At 63.7% G+C, this 17,274-nt stretch carries 12 protein-coding genes and 1 tRNA gene; 8 read left to right on the forward strand and 5 right to left on the reverse strand.

Translation table 11 applies throughout. The features are described from left to right. Window positions 1-89 precede the first annotated feature (89 nt). Window positions 90-1,853, reverse strand: a complete 1,764-nt coding sequence (locus tag ABU113_RS11375) for an RNA-binding domain-containing protein (RefSeq protein ID WP_454559624.1) — start codon at window positions 1,851-1,853, stop codon at window positions 90-92. A gap of 166 nt (window positions 1,854-2,019) precedes the next feature. Here ABU113_RS11375 and istA point away from each other — a divergent pair, with 166 nt between their 5' ends. Further along, window positions 2,020-3,534, forward strand: a complete 1,515-nt coding sequence (istA, locus tag ABU113_RS11380) for an IS21 family transposase (RefSeq protein WP_066843861.1) — start codon at window positions 2,020-2,022, stop codon at window positions 3,532-3,534. Continuing rightward, window positions 3,521-4,249 carry an IS21-like element helper ATPase IstB gene (gene istB, locus ABU113_RS11385; RefSeq protein ID WP_066842213.1) on the forward strand — a complete coding sequence of 243 codons (729 nt, stop codon included), beginning with the start codon at window positions 3,521-3,523 and terminating at the stop codon, window positions 4,247-4,249. Before istA ends, istB begins: the two co-directional genes overlap by 14 nt. Before the next feature lie 242 nt (window positions 4,250-4,491). On the opposite strand, the gene ABU113_RS11390 is transcribed toward istB, so the two are convergent. The 4 genes from ABU113_RS11390 to mnmA form a co-directional block, all read right to left on the reverse strand. Continuing rightward, window positions 4,492-5,088, reverse strand: coding sequence for a hypothetical protein (locus ABU113_RS11390; protein WP_454559625.1), 597 nt, complete (start codon window positions 5,086-5,088; stop codon window positions 4,492-4,494). Between the two features lie 291 nt (window positions 5,089-5,379). After that, a complete protein-coding gene (locus ABU113_RS11395) occupies window positions 5,380-7,827 on the reverse strand; it encodes a TonB-dependent receptor (RefSeq protein ID WP_454559626.1) in 2,448 nt (815 codons plus the stop codon). Between the two features lie 785 nt (window positions 7,828-8,612). After that, window positions 8,613-8,689: transfer RNA gene (locus tag ABU113_RS11400), tRNA-Met, on the reverse strand. A 54-nt stretch (window positions 8,690-8,743) separates the two neighbouring features. Then, a complete protein-coding gene (mnmA, locus tag ABU113_RS11405; protein WP_454559627.1) occupies window positions 8,744-9,883 on the reverse strand; it encodes a tRNA 2-thiouridine(34) synthase MnmA in 1,140 nt (379 codons plus the stop codon). 219 nt (window positions 9,884-10,102) lie between these two features. Here mnmA and ABU113_RS11410 point away from each other — a divergent pair, with 219 nt between their 5' ends. From ABU113_RS11410 to fliG, 6 genes are all read left to right on the forward strand, one after another. Further along, complete coding sequence (locus ABU113_RS11410; RefSeq protein ID WP_454559628.1) at window positions 10,103-11,815, forward strand: flagellar hook-length control protein FliK; 1,713 nt, start codon at window positions 10,103-10,105, stop codon at window positions 11,813-11,815. Between the two features lie 7 nt (window positions 11,816-11,822). Beyond that, entirely contained in the window at window positions 11,823-12,533 is a 711-nt protein-coding gene (locus ABU113_RS11415) for a flagellar hook assembly protein FlgD (RefSeq protein WP_454559629.1), read from the forward strand. A 40-nt stretch (window positions 12,534-12,573) separates the two neighbouring features. Further along, the gene (gene flgE, locus ABU113_RS11420; RefSeq protein ID WP_454559630.1) at window positions 12,574-13,857 is read left to right on the forward strand and encodes a flagellar hook protein FlgE; all 1,284 of its coding nucleotides are present in this window, start codon (window positions 12,574-12,576) and stop codon (window positions 13,855-13,857) included. A 178-nt stretch (window positions 13,858-14,035) separates the two neighbouring features. Then, window positions 14,036-14,326 carry a CtrA inhibitor SciP gene (gene sciP / locus ABU113_RS11425; RefSeq protein ID WP_454559631.1) on the forward strand — a complete coding sequence of 97 codons (291 nt, stop codon included), beginning with the start codon at window positions 14,036-14,038 and terminating at the stop codon, window positions 14,324-14,326. 211 nt (window positions 14,327-14,537) lie between these two features. Further along, window positions 14,538-16,232 carry a flagellar basal-body MS-ring/collar protein FliF gene (gene fliF, locus ABU113_RS11430; RefSeq protein ID WP_454559632.1) on the forward strand — a complete coding sequence of 565 codons (1,695 nt, stop codon included), beginning with the start codon at window positions 14,538-14,540 and terminating at the stop codon, window positions 16,230-16,232. After that, window positions 16,232-17,266 (forward strand): flagellar motor switch protein FliG, encoded by a 1,035-nt coding sequence (gene fliG / locus ABU113_RS11435; protein WP_454559633.1) that lies wholly within the window; start codon window positions 16,232-16,234, stop codon window positions 17,264-17,266. Before fliF ends, fliG begins: the two co-directional genes overlap by 1 nt. The last annotated feature ends 8 nt before the right edge of the window (window positions 17,267-17,274 follow it).

Consider the following 17,274-nt stretch of genomic DNA (forward strand, 5'->3'; position numbering starts at 1 on the left):
CCGGAGGTCTTCATCCCGGCATTCGCGCGGGCGGCCCTGCAACCCCAACCAGCGATGCCGCCCGCGCTGGCGCCACGACCATCATTGCACTAACAATCAAATTGGACCCGTCCGTGGGGGCCGATCATCTCGCCTTGCTGGTCATCGAAGTGAGGATGGACATAGGGCAGAAAAATTTCCCCGATCCGGTCCTTGATGAGATTGACGAGGTGCAGTCCCATCTTGTCTTCGTTCGGGAAACCATCGGCGCTGATCCCGAGAACCTCACCATCATCAGCAACCCCGATGAGTAATGTGCCGCCCTTGGCGTTCAGAAACCCTGCAATCGTCTTGAGCGCCGACAGATGCATCTTTTCGTCGGGCTGGCCCGTGTGTAAATTGATGCGGAGCGTTGATTTGAACTCCACGGCACCAGTTTCGCCGCCCACAATTAGCTCTGCGACTGAGGGCGGCGACACGGCCTCAATAGCTGCGTCACCGCGCAACCGCTCCCATGCGCGCCGGACGACCTGCGCCATGCGAAGGCGGCGCTCAACCAGAAACTGATCGTAGGGCAGTTCCCACCAGAGGTGCGGCAGGGCGTGCAGACCGTACACGCGCTCCCGTTCCGCAGCCGTCATCTGGGAATCAATCGCCGGGACATATTCCGCAGGAGGCTGCTTCCCGATCTTGATGTTGTCCGGCCATTCAACCGGCGCGAAATTGGCAATCTGATTGATCAGCTTCAGATCGGTGACGCCTTGGGCTTCGAGATAGGCACGCGGGAACAGGTGATGCTGCTCCAGCGATGCTTTCGATCCCTTGATCGCCGGATCAACCATGGCCGCAAGTTTGAGCGGGCTGAAAAGCGCAGGCGCATCCAACATGATGAGCGAAGCCTGATAGGCGAAAAGCGTCGGGCTGCGCGCCGCCGAAGTCGCGAGCTGGCTGGGCAGCGTGATTTCCCAGTAATCATTGGTCAGCGTTGTATCACAAATCTCGCGGAGTTTTGCGACGAACACTTCACCACTTGCCAGATCGCGGACCTGGCCAAGATCGGCTTCGAACCGGGTTTCGGGAGAACTTGTGTATCGCCCCGTCATCGATGCCATGAAGTAGAATTCGGCGATGGCCTGCCGCATCCGGGTGCGGTCGATACCGTAGTCCCGGATGCCGATGAGGTAGAGCACATAGCTGAAAATGATGGCCGCTTCCGAGCTGACCATCTTCTGCCCACGGTATCCCGCCAGCTTGAGCGCATCGAGAAAATGGTGCCAGTTGGCGAGGTTCAGAACCGCCGCCTGCGCTTCGCGCATTAGGGTGAACTGACCCTCGCGCTTGTCGGGATTGTCTACGCCGGTCGCCGCGTCCTTGCCGCGCAACGCGCTGTAGACATTGGCAAGCCTCGCCCGCTTCAGCGCCAGCCCTACGGTGGCGCGCAGCATCTGGTCGGGAGAAGGCTTGATGAAATGGTTGTATGGCGACGCCTGCCCTTCGCTCGGCACGGTGGCGTGGAGCGAGAAGTTCTCCAGTTCGACACGGCCATCTTCCCAGAACACCGACATCAGCGTCATGATGAAGTCGGCCTGGTTGAGCGCCTTGCCCTTGCCGTTGATGCGCACGAAGACTTCGGCAATGGTCTCCTCATCGACCGACGAAGCCAGTGTCAGTGCGACGAAATTGTAGTTCGGCAGATTGCGAAGATGGTCGATGGCATCTTCGATGGCCATTTCCTCCTCATCGGAAATCTCGCGGATTTCCTTGAGTTGAGAGAGAAACGCCTTGCGGAACGCGCCAGCCTTGAAGTCCGGCCTCCACAGCACCGAGATATCCGGGATGAAGGCCCGGTCTTTCTTGATGGCCGCATCGGCCACATCGAAGCGGCCAGAGAGCGGGTTGAACGCTATCTGGATACGCTCCTTCTTGAATGTGGACCGGCGTGCAAAAGGGACCCCGTTAGCGGGGTGATCGGCGTCTAAAAGGGACCCTTCATTCTGATGGTGTAGTTGACCGCCTGGTTTTCCAGGTGGTGAGATCGGGATGTTGGTGGTGGAGACGATTGTTCGGATTCGGCGGGAGCACGCGAGCGGGAAGGCGATCAAAGCGATTGCGCGCGATCTGCGGCTGTCTCGCAAGGTAGTGCGCAAGGCGATCCGGGCGCCGGAAGGCGCGTTCGATTATCGCCGCACGGTTCAACCGCTGCCCCGGCTTGGGCCGTTTCAGGAGCGGCTCGACACGCTGCTGGCGGAGAACGAGGCCCGGCACCGGCGTGATCGGCTGCGCATGACCCGGATCCATGATCTGCTGTGCCGTGAGGGGTTCGAGGGATCCTACGACGCGGTCCGGCGCTACGCCCGGCGCTGGACGGAAGCGAGGCGCAAGGATGCGGGTGATGGGGCGCCCGCGTTCATCCCGCTCATGTTCAAGCCCGGCGAGGCCTACCAGTTCGACTGGAGCCACGAGGATGTGGAGATCGCGGGCAAGCCGATGCGAGTGAAGGTGGCGCAGATGCGGCTGTGTGCGTCGCGGGCTGTCTACGTCCGGGCCTATCCGCGCGAGACGCAGGAGATGGTGTTCGACGCCCATGCCCGGGGCTTTGCCTTTTTTGGCGGCGTTCCCCTGCGCGGCATCTACGATAACATGAAGACCGCGGTCACCACCGTGTTCGTCGGCAAGGAGCGGGTGTTCAACCGCCGCTTTCTGGTCATGGCCGATCATTACATGGTCGAGCCGACCGCTTGCTCGCCGGCGGCGGGATGGGAGAAGGGTCAGGTCGAACATCAGGTCCAGACGATCCGGGGCCGGTTCTTCCAGCCTCGCCTGCGCTTTGCCAGCATCGAGGAGCTCAACGGGTGGCTGGAGGCCGAGTGCCTGCGCTGGGCCGCAACGCACGCGCATCCCGAGCAGAAGGAGCTGACCGTTGCCGAAGCGCTGGACCTCGAACGGTCTGCCTTGCAGCCGATGTTGGCGCCCTTCGACGGCTTCCACGAGACCGCCCATGCCGTGACCGGCACGTGCCTGATCAGCTTCGACCGCAACCGCTACTCAGTCATGGCCAAGGCTGCGCGGCGGGCCGTCCAGGTCCGCGCCTATGCCGACCGCATTGTCGTGCGCCTCGGCGACGAGGTAATCGCCGAGCATGCCCGGCACTTCGGCCGTGACCGGACGATCTATGATCCCTGGCATTACCTGCCCGTTCTGGCGAACAAGCCCGGCGCTTTGCGGAACGGCGCGCCCTTCCAGGGGTGGGACCTGCCACCGGCACTGACGCGGTTGCGGCGCAAGCTGGGCGGCGGTGATGAAGCCGACCGCCGCTTCGTGCGCGTACTGGCAGCCGTAATGACCGATGGTCTGGAAGCGGTCGAGGCCGCGATCCGGGAAGCGCTCGATAACGGGGCCGTCAGCGACGAGGTGATCCTCAACATCCTGGCCCGATACCGGGACCCGCCATCCGAGCGCACTCTGGACGTGGTCGTTGATCTCAAGCTCAGTCACCCGCCGATCGCGGACTGCGCGCGCTACGATACGGTGCGAGGCTTCAATGCAGCGGCATGAAATGATCGAGGCGATGCGCGCGCTCGGCCTCAAGGGCATGGCAGGAGCCTTCGACGAGGCGGTAACCACCGGGCTGCAGCGCAAGCGCACGACCAACGAGATCCTGACCGACCTGCTGCGGGCAGAAGCAGCGCATCGTCATGCTGCCTCGATCCGCTACCGCATGACCGCGGCCAAGCTGCCTGTAATCAAGGACCTCGATGCCTTCGTGTTCGAGGGCACCCCTATCAACGAAGGGCTGGTGCGTTCCCTGCACGCAGGTTCGTTCCTGCCCGGTCGCCGCAACATCGTGCTCATCGGCGGCACAGGGACGGGCAAGACCCATCTGGCCACCGCAATCACCGCCAGCGTCGTGCGTGTCGGTGCCCGTGGGCGCTACTTCAACACGGTCGATCTCGTCACCCGGCTCGAGGAAGAGGCGCGTATCGGCAAAGCCGGATCCATCGCCGCCCAGCTCAGCCGACTCGATCTCGTGGTGCTCGATGAACTGGGTTATCTGCCGTTCGCCCGATCCGGCGGGCAGCTCTTGTTCCACCTGATCAGCAAGCTCTACGAGCAGACCTCGGTCATCATCACCACCAACCTCGCCTTCGGCGAGTGGCCCACCGTGTTCGGCGACCCGAAGATGACCACCGCGCTGCTCGACCGCATCACCCACCATTGCGACATCGTCGAGACCGGCAACGACAGCTGGCGCTTCAAAAACCGCAGCTGACCCGATCAGAAAAACGCCTTCGCGCTGCTGACGCCTCCGGTCGGGCTACGCCCTTCCTACGCCGCCAGCAGCGCGAAACCCGCGCCCAACGTCGATCGATCTATGCAACGCTAACGGGGTCCCTTTTGCGCGCCGATAGGGGGTCCCGATTGAACGCCGATTGACACCCTAAAATTCCGATAGTGGGTATTAAAAGCAACCAAAAACGCCACTTCACTATCGCCCTCTGCCCGCGTGTCGTATCAATCAGGGATCAGGAAATCGGTATATAGACCGAACCCCGGCACCCTTTCGTTCAACGTATGCAGATAGACCGGATGCGTCACGCGATCGGCCAGTTGATATCGCTCTGCCGGCATGGTTACGGCGCGAAGCGGCAGCTTGTTTGCCTCCGCGACAGGCTCCTCACCGGGGCGGATGCGATAGACGGTAAAGATCGGCGCCTGAAACCCCATAGCGATGACCGGCGTGTATTCATCCAGGCTGTAAATCTGGGGGATGAAGCGTTCGAGATGATCGCCCGCCGCTGCCTTCAAGATTGCCAGCCCGGCCAGATTGTCACTCTTTATGTCTGTTATGATCTTCGGACCGGGGTTCCGGTCGAGCCAGCGGATAAGATCGTCGAGCGACATCGCGACCGGTTTGGAAAGGTCATGCTGAAGGACGAGAGTGTCCCCCTCTTGCGCGAAATCCAGCTCTATCAGTTTGAAACCGTTGGCTTTGGCCGCATCTAGTGACGCCTCATCATTGGCGTAGATGCCGCTCGGATACCCCCCCCCGCATGTGCCACAAGCAGTTCGCCCGGATCGGCGGGGCAATGAACACACCGCTGCGACCAAGCATAAGCTCCGACGACAATAGATGCAGATAATGCAACGGCAAGCAGGAGAGGGCGTGAAACCATGGCCCTTGATCCGACGAATCAGGCCGCAAGATCAACAGGGATGTTCAGAAAACACCGTGCGCCATGCCCACGGGCGAAGGAGCCACGCTCCGACAGATTCCGATGGCGGTAAGGTCAGGCACCCCATGCTCCCATTTGAGCGAGGGGCCGACAAGAGACGGAGAAAGTCCCCGGGGAGCCATGCAACAAAGCAATGGTCCCCGGGGACTAACTACCGATTACGCGATTACATCTTCCAGCTGAACGTCATGCCGTAAGTTGCCGGCATGCCGGTGTAGCGGAGCACCACGTCCTGCACGTGTTTAGCACCGTCCCAGTACCATTTGTTGAAGACGTTGCGACCCCAGATTTGCAGGGACCAGTTGTCTTTCTCGATACCGGCGCGGAGATCGACCAGCGTACGGGCCTTCTGCTCCAGAATATCCCCCGGCGGGTCAGCCTCGGGATCGGTGACGTAGAAGAAGCTGTTGGTCTTGTCCTGATAGTTGACAGTACCACCAACATAGCCTTCCAGATTACCCAGCGGGAAATTGTACTGAGCGTCGACGAAGCCACTCCATGGCGGAGCGCTCGGGAACGGCTGACCCTTGAAGTTGGCCAGACGTCCGAACGGGTCAAAGTCGAAATAATCCCCCTTCACCCGGCTCTTGGCGTAGCTGACACCACCGGAGAACTGCAAGGCAGGCGTCGGGCTCGCGACAACCGAAAGTTCGAAGCCCTTAACGTCCGATTTCGGCACGTTCACGAGAGCCGGCAACGCACCGAAGACCAGGTCGTTAAGCGCGCCGAGGATCTGCTTGTCCTTGTAGTCGTAGTAGAAAACCGCGCCGTTCAGTTGCAGCCTGCGATCAAACAGAGTGCTCTTGGCGCCGATTTCATAGGCGGTAAGCTGTTCCTGCCGCGCCGGTTCCAGCTGAACGAAGGAACTGGTCGCAACCGTCGGGAACACGCCTGCCTTATAGCCGCGGCTAACGTTGGCGTAGAGCAGCGTATCCTGAACCGGCCTGAAGTCGATACCCGCGCGGAACGATACGTTATCTTCGTTCAGCTCGTCCGGGAAACCGGCCGGAAGCGGATTATAGGTCGGTGCCGGCCCCGTCGTGGCGCAACCGAACGGCCCGACATCGACACCCGCGGGCGTATATCCATAGATATACGCCAAATAATCCTGGAGCAGCTTCGAAATCGCTGCCCAGGTACCGTCGCCGCCGTCGTAACCGCAACCGATATAGTCCTTCTTGACGGACGTATAGCGGAGGCCGCCATAGACGGTGATCTGATCGCTGAGCGGCACCTGCACGTTACCGAACACCGCATAAGTGTCAGTGGTCTGACGGTTCTGCGTCATCGTCGGGCCCATGTTGATGCCGAGCGCCGGGGTGGACGACGAACCACTAAAGGTCGCCAGGAAGCTATCGAACGTCTTGTCACGTTCATAGTTCGCGCCGACGATCCAGTTACCGCCGTTGCCGAACTCACCGCTGAGGCGAAGTTCTTGATACAGAACGTCGATGTAGCCTTCCGACTGCGTCTCATAGTTCTGATAGATGATGCCATCACCTTCAGCCGGCTGGTCGCGGTCAAAGCGCTCATACGAGCTCAGCGACGTCAACTTGATGTCCGGCGACAGTTCCAGCTCCATGCGCAACAAGAACTGATAGAAGGTGTTGTCGCGTGCGAGACTGGTACAATTTTCCGCCGTCGTCGGACGATCCGGCGAATATCCGAAGGGTTCCGGAATCTGGTTGAACGGCTCGTTGAAAATCGAGTTGTTGACGCACACGCTACGGTCGGCAGCGCGCGGATTATGCGGTGCCAGCGGATAGGCGATGATGCGCGGATCAACACCATTGGTGGGGTTGAGCGGCTCTACGCCAAAGAACTGGCCGACCGGCGTGTCGGATTTGTCCTTCCAGCCACCAATGCTCAACAGTGCGGAGAACGTTTCGGTCGGTTCGAACTCCAGCATCGCCCGGCCGATCCAGACGTCGCGCTGACCCGATGTCAGGGGCGTCGTATAGCCCTTCTGCCAATCGTCCATCGACTGACGACGAACCGCCACGCGGAAGCCGACGTTGTCGCTGATCGGTCCGGAAATGAAGCCTTCAGCATCCAGGCTGTCGAAACGGCCATAGCTGATCTTTGCGCCGACCGAGAAATCATCGGTAGGCTTGGCGGCGATGAAGTTGATCGCACCGCCCGTGGCGTTGTTACCGAACAGAATGCCCTGCGGACCCTTCAGAACTTCGACACGCTCAAGATCGAGCGAGGGGCCGGTCGCCAGGATGGAATAGGGCAGCGGTACTTCGTTGACATACAGGCTGACGGTCGGAGACCCGGCGAGCGAGGTGTCCAGGAAACCGATACCACGGATGGTGTAAATCGTGCCGTAAGCCGCCGTGAAACCGGGCGTGATCTTCGAAAGGTCTGCAGTATCGATGACGCCAAGCTTTGTCAGGTCGTCACTGCCGATCGCCTGGATCGACATACCGATGTCGTTAACACGTTCGGCACGTTTCTGCGCCGTAACGACGATCTCTTTGATTTCCCCTACTCTGGCCGAACTTTCAGCCTCCGGCGAATCCTGTGCAGCAGCGGCCAAAGCAGGCGACGTCATTGCAGCAGCGATCACCAACGCGGGCACACCAAGGTGTAGCGCGTTTCTCACTTTCATAAATCCTCTCCCATTACGATCTACTGTCGCGTCATGTCTGGGGCCCTGAATACATTGACCAAAGCTTCCCATCACAACGTCGGTGGAAACTAGCACCCCCGTGAATCTTTAGCTAGTCAGAAAACCATCTTGCGCACAGCCAATATAACCCAAACAATTCAACTATTAGCGCCCCTGACTGACGCGGTTATTAACCTTTTCGTCTCGTCTGCGAACGGATGTCAGTCGAAGGCTAATTCGCCGCGACCGGTCACCTCAGATGGTCGCGTCAACGTTCCGAAATCTGGAATTGGGTCGCGATCTAGTGGCGACCTTGCGCCTCAGACCCTTGGAACCGATGGTTTGGCAATGCCCGATTGCCGATGGAAATGCCTTCACGGAACGTTGATCGATACAATATCGGGAGGAGAGGTTGTAATCGAACGCCGTGGATATTTTGGCATCCATCGACGGTATTGATGCCTCGAACACGGCGGGGCGCCAATATGGGCTGCGGGAAGGTCGAGGAAGCGCAATCTCGCAACTTCAAGGGATTTGGTGGACGGGTCGGAAAGGGGAATCGCGCTGCCTGGACAGAACTCCATGAGCATCGAAATGGATGCTACCAATGCCCCCCCGCCGAAGTCCAGAATGCCTTGCGGGGCGGTTGTCATGTAGCGAGCCATTACTTCGACCTGGTAGCTGGCGAAGTAGTCGAGCGGCACCCCTCGGAACGAAACACTAGTCGCATGTTGTTAGACGAAGCCATCCAGCCATCAAGATGCTGACTTAATTTCAGAAAAGGATGGTAGCGGAGGAGGGACTCGAACCCCCGACACGCGGATTATGATTCCGCTGCTCTAACCACCTGAGCTACTCCGCCGCCCGGTCAGGCAAGGCGGACCCTATACGGGCAAGCACCGGGAGCCGTCAAGCGTCATGCGACATGGGTCGGCGATGGCGGTGCATAGGCGGGCGTGGTGCCGGCGATCCAGCCGCCACCCAGCATCCGCTCGCCGTCGTAGAACACGCAGGCCTGCCCCGGCGACACCCCGGCCTCGGGCGAAGAGAACACCACCACGGGCGCCGGCGCCAGCCACACCCGCGCCGGCACCGGCCGGGTGGCCGACCGCACCCGGACCATCACCGGCGCGCCATCCGGCCCGATCGGGCCGCCCAGCCAGTTGGGCTGGCGCAGCCGCAGGCTGGCGGTCAGCAACGCCTCGCGCGGCCCCACCACCACCTGGCGGCGGGCGGCGTCCAGCCGCACCACGTAGAGCGGCTCGGCGAGGCCACCGATATCCAGCCCCTTGCGCTGGCCGACGGTGAAATGGATCACGCCCTTGTGCCGGCCCAGCACCCGGCCATCGAGGTGGACGATGTCCCCCGGCTCGACGGCGCCGGGACGCAGCTTCTGCACCACGTCGACATAACGGCCCTGCGGCACGAAGCAGATGTCCTGGCTGTCCGGCTTGTCGGCGACCGCCAGCCCGAAGCGCGCCGCCAGGTCGCGCACCGCCGGCTTGTGCAGCCCGCCCAGCGGGAAGCGCAGGAAGTCGAGCTGGGCGGCGGTGGTCGCGAACAGGAAGTAGCTCTGGTCGCGCGCGGGATCGACGGCGCGATGCATCTCGGCGCCGTGTGTACCCATGAAGCGCTGCACATAATGCCCGGTGGCCAGGCAATCGGCGCCGAGGTCGCGCGCGGTCTCCAGCAGATCCTTGAACTTGACCTCGGCATTGCACTGGACGCAGGGGATCGGTGTCTCGCCGCGCAGATAGCTGTCGGCGAAATCCTCCATCACCGCGTCACGGAACCGGCTTTCATAGTCGAGCACATAATGCGGAATGCCCAGCCGCCCGGCGACCGTACGCGCGTCGTGAATGTCGGTGCCGGCGCAGCAGGCCCCCGAGCGCCCCACCGCCACGCCGTGGTCGTAAAGCTGCAGCGTGATGCCGACCACGTCATAGCCCTGGTCCTTCAGCAGGGCGGCGACCACCGACGAGTCGACGCCGCCCGACATCGCCACGACGACGCGGGTCTCGCTGCGGGGCCTGGCGATACCGAGATCAACATCCATGGCCGGCGAGGTAGCGCGCGCACCCCGTCATCACAAGGGCCGCCCCGGCAAATTTCTCCGCCCGCGCCCGGCGCACCTTGCCGGGTGAGCCCCTGGCAGACAACGACGGCGCGCCTGCCACCCTGATCAGACCAAGAAAAAACAAGGTGATAGCATGATCGCCAAACTTGGCCCGATGCTTGCGTAAGGTTCTGGCGATCCGCGTTTTCTGGAGCCAGCATGAGCCTGAACACCACCTCGTCCGCCATCAGCCCCGCCCTCGGCGGCACCCCCGGCACTGCCCGGCCGACCGCTGGCGGCACGGGCAGCGCCGGTGGCTTCGAGGCCCTGCTGGCCAGTCTGGCCGCCGGCGACACCGCCGCGGCGGGCACGGGCGGCGGCGCCAGCCCGGCTGAAACCGTCGCCGGCACCGGCGATGTCGCGTGGCCCACCACCCTGCTGGGTGTCGATGCCCGCAACCAGCCGATCATCATCAACAGCGCGCCCGAGGCCGCGCCGACAACGGCCGCAGCAAGTCCAGCCGACGCCGCGACCGGCAGCGTCGATGCCACCACGACGGCACCCGCGTCGCCTGATGTCGCGCCGGCTTCCGTCAGCACCGCCAAAGACCCCGCGAGCCAGGCGACAGAGCCTCCGGCCACGGCGTCCGTCGTCACCACCGCGAATGCCGGCATCGCGGCCGCGCCGCCCGCCGAGCCCGCGCCTGCCGGGAAGGCAGGCAAGCCGGCCCCCGATCATGGTGCGCCGGCGACCGCAGCCGAGACACGCACGCGGACGACCGACGCCATGGTCAGCACCGCGCCGGCAGAAATTGCCGCGACGCCGGCACGCGATGACACCACGAAAGCCGTCGAGGTCGCCATGGCCGACAAGGCGTCCGCCAAGGAGACGCTGAGCGACGGCGACGACACGTCAGCCGACACCGCCGCCCTGGCCGCACAGGTGCCAACGCCAACCCCGCCGCCGGAGCCCAAGGCATCCCCGGTGATTGCCTTCGCGCTGCCGCCCGCCATCGAAACGCCGGTGCAGGCCGAACCGAACAACACCGACATCGCCATCGACACCAGCCCGCGCCAGACCCCCGCCATCGGCGGCGACGCCGCACTCACCGCCGGCGACGCCGCGACCGGTACCAGCGACGTCGCGGCACCACCGGCCGAGCCGGGCAAGGCCCCGCCACCGGCACTCAAGGATTATGCCGCTGCCCGCGACGCAACCGATGACGACGCTGCCAGCAGCGCGTCGGCGCCCACGATGACCGGCAGCACCACCACGGATGCCAGCGCCGGCGGCCGGTCGTCGCTGGAAAGCCTGGCCTCCGGCCTGGAGCAGACCGCTGGCCAGAACCGCGGCCGCGAAACGACAGCCGTCGGCACTGACAGCGGCACCGGCAACGCCGCCGTCAGTCCGCCGGGCGCCGCCGCCACCGGCGCCGAGGCCGCGCGTGCCGCCCAGGCCTCCACCCAGGCCAGCACCACCCCGGAACACGCGGTGCGCGTGCATAACGACTCCAGTCTGTCGGACTCAGTGGGCGTGGCGATCTCCCGCCATGCCGCCGCCGGCAAGACCGAATTCACCCTGCGCCTCGACCCCGCCGAGCTGGGCCGGATCGAGGTCAAGCTGCATGTCTCCGAGAACGGCAAGGTCGAAGCCACCGTCTCCGCCGACAACGCCTCGACCTACGACCTGCTGCGGCGCGATGCCTCGACACTGGAGCGGGCGCTGACCGACGCCGGCCTCAAGACCGACAGCGGCTCGCTCAGCTTCAACCTGCGCCAGCAGGATGGACAGCCGAACCAGCAGCAGTCCGGCAGCCGCCAGACCGCCGCCGCGTCGGACTGGACCGGCCAGAACGCCGGTGAACCGCAGGTAGCCGCGACGCCGGCGCCCGCCCCCCGCAGCGCCACTGGCCTGCTCGACGTTTTCGCGTGAGGACATCATGACCGTTACAGCCACATCGACCTCGACGAGCGCAGCGACAACGGCCTCCGGCGCGTCGACCGCCAAGCTGGCCGAGAATTTCGACACCTTCCTGAAGCTGCTGACCACGCAGTTGCAGTATCAGGATCCGCTGTCGCCGATGGACACCAACCAGTTCACCCAGCAGCTGGTGCAGTTCACGTCGGTCGAGCAGAGCATCCAGACCAACAAGAACCTGGAATCGCTCATCAGCCTGTTCCAGTCATCGAACCTCTCCAATGCCACCAGCTACATCGGCAAGGAAGTGGTCGCGGCATCCGACTACGCCTCGCTCGATGATGACGGCGCCGCCTGGACCTACACGCTGGGCGCCGCCGCCGCCGAAACCAAGCTGACCATCTACAACGACAAGGGCACCAAGGTGTTTGAAACCACCGGCGACACGGAAGCCGGCCGGCACGACTTCGCCTGGGACGGCCGCGATGCCAATGGCAACGCCCTGCCCGACGGTGTCTACCAGCTCGCTGTCACTGCCACGACCGGCAGCGGCGGTGACATCGACACCGGCATCTATATCCGCGCCAAGGTCGATGGCGTCGGCGTCGACAGCGGCTCGGTGAGTCTGGTGGTCGACGGCCTGGCCATCGACCCAAGCCAGGTGGTCGCGGTCATGGACATGACCCAGACCGCCGCCGCAACCACCGACACCGACAGCGAAACCGCGAACTGATCCCTTCAATCCCGCACAGATTGCCCCCAGGAGAAACCCCATGAGCTTGTACGCAGCCCTCTATTCCGGCGTTTCCGGCCTCTCCGCCAACTCGACCGCGCTCGGCATCATTTCCGACAACATCACCAACGTGAACACGGTCGGCTACAAGGCCTCCGGCGTCGATTTCAAGACGCTGGTGACCGAAACCTCGTCGCTCAACGCCTATTCACCGGGCGGTGTCGCCGCCAAGCCGCGCAACATGATCGGCCAGCAGGGCCTGCTTCAGGCCTCCACCTCGTCCACCGACCTGTCGATCGATGGTGCCGGTTTCTTCGTCGTGCGCGCCGACCCGAACACTTCCGGTGACGTGATGTTCACCCGCGCGGGCTCGTTCCGTCCCGACGCGCTGGGCTTCCTGCAAAACACCGCCGGCCACTATCTGATGGGCTGGCAGCTCAACTCCGGCGGCACCTTCGTCAACAACGGCGACGTCGGCTCGCTGGTGCCGATCAACATCGCCGGCCTCACCGGTACCGCGGAAGCGACCTCCAGCGTCCGCGTCCGCGCCAACCTGCAATCAAGCCAGACCGCCTACACCGGCGCCTACGCCGCCGGCGACATGGCCGACGGCACCGTCACCCCGCACTTCACCCGCAACATCCAGGTGTTCGACGCCCAGGGCGGCGCCCACACCGTGACCATGAGCTTCCTGAAGTCGGCCAACGCCAACGAATGGAACGTCGAAGTCTACGGCGACCCCACGGACGTCAACGGCGGCCTGATCAGCAGCGGCACCATCACCTTCAACACCGACGGCAGCCTGAACAGCACCACCCTGCCCGATCCGGTGACCGTGGACTGGATCGGCGGCGCCGCCGACTCCGAGATTTCGTTCAACTTCGGCACCCCGGGCGAGGTTGACGGCCTCACCCAGTTCAACAGCGTCTCGACCATGATCTCCTCGAACGTCAACGGCGCGGTGTTCGGCAACGTCACCGGCGTCTCGATCGGCAAGGACGGCGTCGTGACCGCCCTGTTCGACAACGGTCTCACCCGCGCGGTGTACAAGCTGCCGATCGCGACCTTCCAGAACCCCGACGGCCTGCAACGAGCCCAGGGCAACGCCTATACGGTGTCGGACTACTCGGGCCAGTTCTCACTGGTGGAAGCCGGTACGGGCGGCGGCGGCGCGGTGGCACCCTCGACGCTGGAAGCCTCGACGGTCGACCTGGCCAGCGAGTTCACCCGCCTGATCACCACCCAGCGGGCCTTCTCGGCGGCCAGCAAGGTGATCACCACCGCCGACGAAATGCTGAACGAACTGAACCAGGTGAAACGCTAGGCCGGGTAGCCCGTGGCGGGCGTGGCCTGAAACATTAAGGCCACGCTAACCATGGGCGTTAGGGCAACGTTCAACTGCCTTGCCATTATCATTTACCGCGTCGCTTAGCCCTTCGTTAGGCCGGTTGCCTGTAGGCTTCGATCATCAGGGAGCTGGTGCGGAGTGGAGTAGAAAAAAGATGATGGAAAACCAGAAATTCCGTCCCCAAGCGGTAATCGGCCCTCTCGGCGAGCCGCTGAGTCTCGACAACCTGCCACCGGCAGACACCACCCGCTGGGTCGTGCGCCGCAAGGCCGAGGTCGTGGCAGCTGTGAAGGGCGGACTGTTGACCATCGAGGAAGCGTGCGGACGCTACAATCTCTCGGTCGAGGAATATCTGTCCTGGCAGCGTGCCGTCGAGAAGAACGGCATGCCGGGCCTGCGGGTTACCCGCGTCCAACATTACCGGACGGTCATCGGCCGATCCTGAGGCCGACGTTCATGACGGGACGGTCGCCGGGCGACCGTCCCGTTCTGACACAGACAACCCGGCAAAATTTTCCCGCCTGTTTACCACTTGTTCACCGCGTTGACCCTAGCCTGACCCCGTAATCGCCTGATGGTCCCAGTGGGCCATCCGAAGTCGCATCGCGGGGATGACGGTCTTGGACAGCCTACGCACGCTCCTGAACACCTTCGGCATGCGCCGCGCCGCGGCCATGGGTGTCATCTCGCTGGCGCTGATCGCCGGCCTGGTCGCGCTGTCGATGCGCGCGACCTCGCCGAACATGGGGCTGCTGTTTACCGACCTTGAGCCGGCCCAGGCCCAGGCCATCACCGACAAGCTCAAGGGCATGGATGTGCCCTTCCGGTTGACCCCCGACGGCACGGGCGTCATGGCCCCGGCGAGCCGGCTGGCCGAGTTGCGTATGAGCCTTGCCGCCGAGCAGATGACCGGCCAGATCGGCTATGAACTGCTCGACAAGCAGGACGCGCTGGGCACCACGGCCTTCCTCCAGAACGTCAATCACGTCCGCGCCATCGAGGGGGAGCTGTCCCGCTCCATCGCCAGCCTGAGCGCGGTGTCGAAGGCAAGGGTTCACCTCTCCATCCCACAGCGCCAGCTGTTCGATCGCGAACAGCGCAAGCCATCCGCCGCCATCACGCTGAAAACGCGCGGCCGGCTGACCGCGGCCCAGGTCGACGCCATCCGCAACCTCGTTGCCGCCTCGGTGGCTGATCTCGAACCCGGCCGCATCTCCATCGTCGACCAGACCGGCACCCTGCTTGCCCAATCCGGGAACGGCGATGTCGCGTCCGCCGCCTCGGGCCTGGAGGAGCGGCGCGTGGCGATGGAAGCGCGCCTGCGCTCGGACGTCGAGACCATGCTGGAGCGCATTGTCGGCCCCGGCAAGGTGCGCGCCGAGATTGCCGCCACCCTCGATATCGAGACCGTACGCCAGGAAGCGGAAGTCTTCGACCCCGACAGCCAGGTGGTCCTGCGCTCGACCACGGTGGAAAGCGGCCAGCAGAACAGCGACTCGGAGAATGGCGGCCCCGTGACCGTCGCCAACAACCTGCCCGAGACCCAGGCCGAGACCGATGCCGCGGGCGGCGCCCGTTCGACCTCGGCCGCCAACGAATCGTCGGAGCAGGTCGACTACCAGAACTCCCGCACCCGCACGACCACCGTGCGTGATGCCGGCGCCGTCAAGCGGCTGTCGGTGGCGGTGATGGTCGATGGCACCTACACCACGGGCGCGGACGGCAAGACAACCTACGCCCCGCGCTCGGCGCAGGAACTGGAGAAGATCACCCGCCTGGTACAGAACGCCATCGGCTACGACGCCGAACGTGGCGACAGCGTTGTCGTGGAAAATCTGCAGTTCGTCACCGACGACATGGCCGGCGCCGAGGCGGGCAGCAGTCTGCCGCTGGGGCTTGAGGTCAGCGATGTGATGACGGTGGCCCAGACCCTGGTCATCGGCCTGATCGGCCTGCTCGCCTTCTTCCTGATCGTCCGGCCGATGCTGCGCGCCGGCCGGGCAGGCGCCGTCGGCGACGACAACGGCGGCCAGATGGCGCCAGCTCTCGGGATGCCCGGCGGCATGCCCCAGCTCGGCAGCCCCGAGGAGCGCCTGGCGCTGGCACCGCCCGACAATGGCCAGCTGACCGCGGATCTGCTGGAGCGGGCCGCCGCTGGTGACGAAATCGCCCTGAAGCAGATCCAGGTGGTGCGCGAGACCAACAACGGTATCCTGCCGATCGAGGCCGAGATCGATGTCGCCCAGATCGAGGGCCGGGTGAAGTCCAACGCGCTCAAGAAAGTGGGCGAGGTTGTCCAGCGCAGCCCCGTTGAATCCGCAGCAATCGTTCGTCAGTGGATGTACTCGTAATGTCCAGCAACATGAATGCCGTCGATCTGGCCGAAATCAATCGCATGACCGGAATCGAGAAGGCCGCCACCTTCATGCTGGCGTTGGGCCAGGAATACGGCAAGCCGATCTGGGAACAGCTGACCGAAGACGAGGTGAAGGAACTCTCCGCCGCCATGTCGCTGCTCGGCAACGTCAAGGCGCAGCTTGTCGAGAAACTGTTCGTCCACTTCGCGTCGGAAGTTTCCGCGGTGGGCTCGCTCTATGGCTCCTACGAGAGCACCGAGCGGGTGCTGGCCGGCATCCTGCCGCGCGACCGCGTGCAGCAGATCATGGACGAAATCCGCGGCCCCGCCGGCCGCACCATGTGGGACAAGCTCGGCAACGTGAACGAGCAGGTGCTGGCCGCCTACCTGAAGAACGAATATCCCCAGACCGTCGCCGTGGTGCTCCAGAAGATCAAGCCGGAGCACGCCGCGCGGGTTCTGGGCGCGCTGCCGGAGGATTTCGCCATGGAAGTGGTGATGCGCATGCTGCGCATGGAGGCGGTGCAGAAGGACATTCTCGACAAGGTGGAGCAGACGCTGCGCGTCGAGTTCATGTCCAACCTCGCGCGCACCAGCCGCAAGGACAGCCACGAAACCATCGCCGACATCTTCAACTATCTCGACCGCTCGTCGGAAGATCGCTTCCTGACCGCGCTGGAGGAACGCAACCGCGACTCCGCGGAGAAGATCCGGGCGCTGATGTTCACCTTCGAGGATCTCGGTCGCCTCGACCCCGGCGGCGTGCAGACGCTGCTGCGCAATGTCGAGAAGGACAAGCTCGGCATGGCGCTCAAGGGCGCCTCGGACAAACTGCGCGACCTGTTCTTCTCCAACATGTCGGAACGCGCCGCCAAGATCCTGCGCGAGGACATGGAAGCCATGGGTCCGGTGCGCCTGCGCGATGTCGACGAGGCCCAGCAGTACATGGTCAACGCCGCCAAGAACCTGGCGGATTCGGGTGAAATCGTCCTTGCCGACAACAAGGGCGAGGACGAACTGGTGTATTGAGGCGTTCC

Source organism: Parapedomonas caeni, assembly GCF_041060555.1.
Lineage (GTDB): Bacteria > Pseudomonadota > Alphaproteobacteria > Sphingomonadales > Sphingomonadaceae > CAUJIW01.

Bases quoted from the DNA above. Each gene is read 5' to 3' on its own strand.
- istA (WP_066843861.1), top strand. From the start codon at position 2,020: ATGTTGGTGGTGGAGACGATTGTTCGGATTCGGCGGGAGCACGCGAGC.
- istB (WP_066842213.1), top strand. From the start codon at position 3,521: ATGCAGCGGCATGAAATGATCGAGGCGATGCGCGCGCTCGGCCTCAAG.
- ABU113_RS11395 (WP_454559626.1), bottom strand. From the start codon at position 7,827: ATGAAAGTGAGAAACGCGCTACACCTTGGTGTGCCCGCGTTGGTGATC.
- mnmA (WP_454559627.1), bottom strand. From the start codon at position 9,883: ATGGATGTTGATCTCGGTATCGCCAGGCCCCGCAGCGAGACCCGCGTC.
- ABU113_RS11410 (WP_454559628.1), top strand. From the start codon at position 10,103: ATGAGCCTGAACACCACCTCGTCCGCCATCAGCCCCGCCCTCGGCGGC.
- ABU113_RS11415 (WP_454559629.1), top strand. From the start codon at position 11,823: ATGACCGTTACAGCCACATCGACCTCGACGAGCGCAGCGACAACGGCC.
- flgE (WP_454559630.1), top strand. From the start codon at position 12,574: ATGAGCTTGTACGCAGCCCTCTATTCCGGCGTTTCCGGCCTCTCCGCC.
- sciP (WP_454559631.1), top strand. From the start codon at position 14,036: ATGATGGAAAACCAGAAATTCCGTCCCCAAGCGGTAATCGGCCCTCTC.
- fliF (WP_454559632.1), top strand. From the start codon at position 14,538: ATGCGCCGCGCCGCGGCCATGGGTGTCATCTCGCTGGCGCTGATCGCC.
- fliG (WP_454559633.1), top strand. From the start codon at position 16,232: ATGTCCAGCAACATGAATGCCGTCGATCTGGCCGAAATCAATCGCATG.